This window comes from Leptospira saintgironsiae (assembly GCF_002811765.1).
GTDB classification, from domain to species: domain Bacteria; phylum Spirochaetota; class Leptospiria; order Leptospirales; family Leptospiraceae; genus Leptospira_B; species Leptospira_B saintgironsiae.
Window position 1 is genome coordinate 1 of record NZ_NPDR01000033.1, and the last position, 994, is coordinate 994.

Consider the following 994-nt stretch of genomic DNA (forward strand, 5'->3'; position numbering starts at 1 on the left):
TATACGGACAACTGCATCATGCCCTAATACTTCTCCGGAAGGATTTAAATATTCTGTCGTCGTCTTAGGCGACATTTTGATCATTCCCCAAAGCTTACTTTCCGATGGTGAATGCGTGGTACGCTTGATCATACCCTCTGGAGTTACCTGCAGGACCACACGCTCTCCATTTGTTAGTTTACTTTCAAAAGATACGTTACCTTTTCCATCCACTACCTTCTCATAAGTCCGACCATCCATCGTTAGCTTCTGGTATTTCGGTTCTTTATTAACTGTAGTTAATCCTTTGACGTCATTCGAAGGAAGTAGTTCCAGTTTTGGATTTACTTCATAATTATGCACAAGCAACCCAGCTCTGGTCACAAAATAACTATGATCTCCCTCTACCTCGATGTTATACACCTTCTCTTGTCGGATGACTCTCTCTATCTTCGCAATCCCTGCAGTTCCCTCATACAAATCATTCCAAGGTGTCGCTGTTGCCTCATTACTAAGTGCAGCAAGTGAAATACCCATCTGCGGACTGCTGCTCATCTCTCTTAGGATAGCTGCATTACGAATACTAGATACTGTTACGGATCTCTGTTCTGGGTTTAATAACTTTGCTTTTGTCCAACCTTGACCCTTAATATAGAATGGGTGGTTCCAGGTTGTCTCTACTTCTGTTCCATTTGTATATGTGATCTTATAGATTGCTGGGACGTCGTGGATGAATGTCTCTGTGATCTTATTGTAGGAGAGTAGTCCTGTCTTCTCGTTGTGAGATAATACGTAGTCTCCTACTTTCAGTTTGTCTATTGCTGTATAGCCTTCTTTCGTTCTGATTAATGTCCCGGCTACAAAGCATGTATCAAACTCTAACTGGCCTTTTTCATTCACTCGGATCTGCCCGGTATCGCTCATCCCAAAGGCTAACTTTGCTTCTCCTTTGATGTTCGACCAGATCTTCTCAAACATGCCTTCGGCTGATTTGTTGCCTAGGACTGCTTCGTTA

Annotated in this window: 1 protein-coding gene; it reads right to left on the bottom strand. The window is 42.7% G+C overall.

The annotated features are described in order from the left end of the window. Positions 1-957, bottom strand: a 957-nt coding sequence (locus tag CH362_RS19090) for a Hint domain-containing protein (RefSeq protein WP_244280659.1), incomplete at its 3' end; no start/stop codon positions are given. Between the last annotated feature and the right edge of the window lie 37 nt (positions 958-994).